The following is a 3,131-nucleotide window of genomic DNA, read 5'->3' on the forward strand; positions in this document are numbered from 1 at the left end:
GCGTCAGTGGTGCTACCAGAGCACGTCCCACTTTCAGTGGGGAGAGTCCGTGCGACCCGGGCCTGGCGCTCCAAGGTCGGAAGGGCCCGGTACCTGTTTCAGGTGCCGGGCCCTTTCGCGTGCGGGGTGGGTTGTCGTCGGGGGTTTGCCCGTGGTTCGGGCAGGTGTTCCGGGCTGGTAGTGTTCTTCCTGTCGCGAGGGAGATGATTCCTCGTCAGGCGTCAGTGGTGCTACCAGAGCACGTCCCACTTTCAGTGGGGAGAGTCCGTGCGACCCGGGCCTGGCGCTCCAAGGTCGGAAGGGCCCGGTACCTGTCTCAGGTGCCGGGCCCTTCCGCATGTCACGGCACGGGGCGGTCGGAGCCGAGTTCGCGGGAGATGCGCAGGCCGACCTGGGCGACCACGGGGCCGAGGGCGCGGACGCGGGCGGCGGTCATCCGGGAGGTGAGGCCGGAGACCGAGAGAGCCGCGGTGACCTCGCCGGTGTGGTCGAAGATCGGGGCGGCGACGCAGCGGACCTCGGGTTCGTTCTCGCGGTCGTCGATGGAGTAGCCGCGGGCCCGGGTGCGGGCGAGGTCGGCGCGCAGATGGGTCTCGTCGGAGATGGTCCAGGCGGTGACCGGGCGCAGGCCGGCGGCGACGACCTCGGCGACGGCCTCCTCGGGGAGCCAGGCCAGGATCGCCTTGCCGGTCGCGGTGCAGTAGGCGGGGGCGCGGCTGCCGACCCGGGAGGCCATCCGGACGTTGGTCTCGTCCTCGACCTTGTCGAGGTAGACGATGCCCGGGGCCTGCCAGACGGTGAGGTGGACGGTCTCGCCGGCCTCGCGCTGGAGGCGGCGCAGGTGTTCGGCGGCGACGCTGCGCAGGTCGAGGGTGGAGAGGTAGGCCTGGCCGAGGCGGAGCGAGCCGTGGCCGAGGCGGAACCAGCCGGTCTCCCGGTCGCGGTCGAGCAGGTGCTCGTCCAGCAGCGGCCCGGTGAGGCGCAGCACGGTGGACTTGTTGAGGTCGAGCGCCTCGGCGAGCTGGGCGAGCGGGACGCCGCGTCCGTCACCGTGGTCGCGGACGTAGCCGAGGACGGACAGCGCCCGGCGCAGCGAGGAGGACTGGTTGCGCTCGCCCGCCGCCTTCTTCGGTTTCGCGGTGGTGGCCGCGCTGGCCGCCTGCTCCGTCATCGGTCCGTTCCCCTCTCGTTCCGCCGCCGGACTGCGACGGTTGTCGAACCGTACCGCTTCGAGACCCGACCGCCGCTTTTTCGATACAGCGTTGTGCAGTGCAAAACTTCGCGAACCGACTCTTGTTGGTCGCGAGCGCCCCCGCCTAACGTCCCTGGCATCGAGCAGGCGACGCAGCCCACCCGAGCGGTCGCACTGCCGTACCCATGTAGCACCACCCCCACATCCACGCGTTCACGCACGCACCCACCATCCGGCCCCGGTCAGGGCCTGCTTCGACGTGCCCGTCCCCAGCGGCGCACGTCTCGGCGGCAGCTGTCGGGAGGGGAGGCTCCACACCCATGCGCATCGTCAGACGGACCACCGCGGCTGCCGTCCTCGCCGCCACCTGCCTCGCGGCCGCCGCCTGTTCGCCCGGTACCGCCGTACCGGCCGGCGAGAAGGCTGCCGACGACAAGACCGGCACGCTGCAGGTCTGGCTGTACAACGAGGCCGGCAACGCCGCGAAGGAGGCGGTGATCAGCAAGGCGGTCGCCGAGTTCCAGGCCTCCCACCAGGGCGTCACCGTCAACGTCAGCTACATCGACACCGACGCCTCGGCCCGTGCCGCCAAGATGAAGGGCGCGTTCAACGACCCGAACAGCGCCCCGGACCTGGTCGAGTTCGGCAACACCGACCTGCCCGGCTACGTCGCGGCCGGCGGTCTCGCCGAGATCGGCGCCGACCTCGACAAGTGGAAGGACAAGGGCGACCTCGACCCGGCGATCGCCTCGACCGCGGTGCTCGACGGCAAGACCTACGGCCTGCCGTGGTGGGTCGGTGTGCGCGCGCTGTACTACCGCACCGACATGTTCACCGAGGCGGGCCTGGCCGCGCCGACCTCCTACGCCGACCTGGTCGCCGCCACCGAGAAGATCCACGCCGCGCACCCCGACACCTTCGGCATCGCGGTCGGCGGCAAGTACACCTTCGGCGCGCTGCCCTTCGTCTGGGACGCGGGCGGCGACATCGCCGTCAAGGAGGGCGACAAGTTCAAGGCGGCGATCAACTCGCCCGCCTCGCAGGCCGGCCTCAAGCGCTACACCGACCTCTTCAACGAGAACGGCTGCCCGGTCCAGCAGTGCGCCGACCTCACCGGCGGCAAGACCGTCGACCTGTTCGCGGCCGGCAAGGCGGCGATGGCGATCCTGCCCAACTCCAGCCGCAGCAAGGTGGACGCGGGCGCGGCCAAGGACAAGTACGCGGTGGTCCCGCTGCCGGGTGAGAAGGCCGGCTCGATCGCCCCGGCGTTCGCCGGCGGCAACAACCTCGGCGTGATGAAGGCGGCCAAGCACCGCACCCTGGCCGTGGAGTTCGCCGAGCTGCTGGCGAGCCCGGTGTACCAGGAGCAGATGTACGACGCCATGGGCAACCTGCCGACGCTGAAGTCGGTCAACACCAAGGTCGCCGCCAAGGACGCCTTCCTGAAGCCCTTCACCGACACCATCGCGGCCGGCACCAAGTTCGTGCCGCTGGACCAGGCGTGGGCGCAGATCGACGCGCAGTCCGTCATCCCGACGATGCTCCAGCAGGTCGTCACCGGCAAGGCGGACGTGGCCAAGGCCTCGGGCGACGCCGCCACCCAGATCACCTCGGCCTTCGCCGCCCACTGAGCCGCCCACTGAGCCCGGGCCGTCCGAGTGTCCGGGCCGTCCGAGAGCCCAGGCCGACAGTCCAGGCCGGCTGAACCCGGGTCCGGTGGGTCCACGCCACCGGACCCGGGCCCACCGGGCATCCAGAGAGCAGGTCCCGTACGTGTCCGCACCCACCACGACCGCCCCGGCGGCGCCGCCTTCCCCGAGCGGGTGGCGCCGGGGCAGGGCGTCGGGCCCCCCCCCCCCCCGCCCCCCCCCCCCCCCCCCGGAGGGCCCGGAGGCGCGCGGGGGGGAAATTTTAACCCCGGGGGGCCAACCCCCAAAAA

2 protein-coding genes are annotated in these 3,131 nt (G+C 71.6%); one reads left to right on the plus strand and one right to left on the minus strand.

Features of this window, described 5'->3' with window-relative positions:
• Positions 1 to 340 precede the first annotated feature (340 nt).
• The gene (locus ACFVVL_RS16945) at positions 341 to 1,171 is read right to left on the minus strand and encodes an IclR family transcriptional regulator (protein ID WP_380287809.1); all 831 of its coding nucleotides are present in this window, start codon (positions 1,169 to 1,171) and stop codon (positions 341 to 343) included.
• A 341-nt stretch (positions 1,172 to 1,512) separates the two neighbouring features.
• On the opposite strand from ACFVVL_RS16945, the gene ACFVVL_RS16950 reads away from it, so the two are divergent.
• A complete protein-coding gene (locus ACFVVL_RS16950) occupies positions 1,513 to 2,823 on the plus strand; it encodes an extracellular solute-binding protein (RefSeq protein ID WP_380287811.1) in 1,311 nt (436 codons plus the stop codon).
• The last annotated feature ends 308 nt before the right edge of the window (positions 2,824 to 3,131 follow it).

Source organism: Kitasatospora sp. NPDC058115, from assembly GCF_042884635.1.
Lineage (GTDB): Bacteria > Actinomycetota > Actinomycetes > Streptomycetales > Streptomycetaceae > Kitasatospora.

Excerpts from the sequence above, each read along its gene's own strand:
- ACFVVL_RS16950 (WP_380287811.1), top strand. The coding sequence starts at position 1,513 with ATGCGCATCGTCAGACGGACCACCGCGGCTGCCGTCCTCGCCGCCACC.
- ACFVVL_RS16945 (WP_380287809.1), bottom strand. The coding sequence starts at position 1,171 with ATGACGGAGCAGGCGGCCAGCGCGGCCACCACCGCGAAACCGAAGAAG.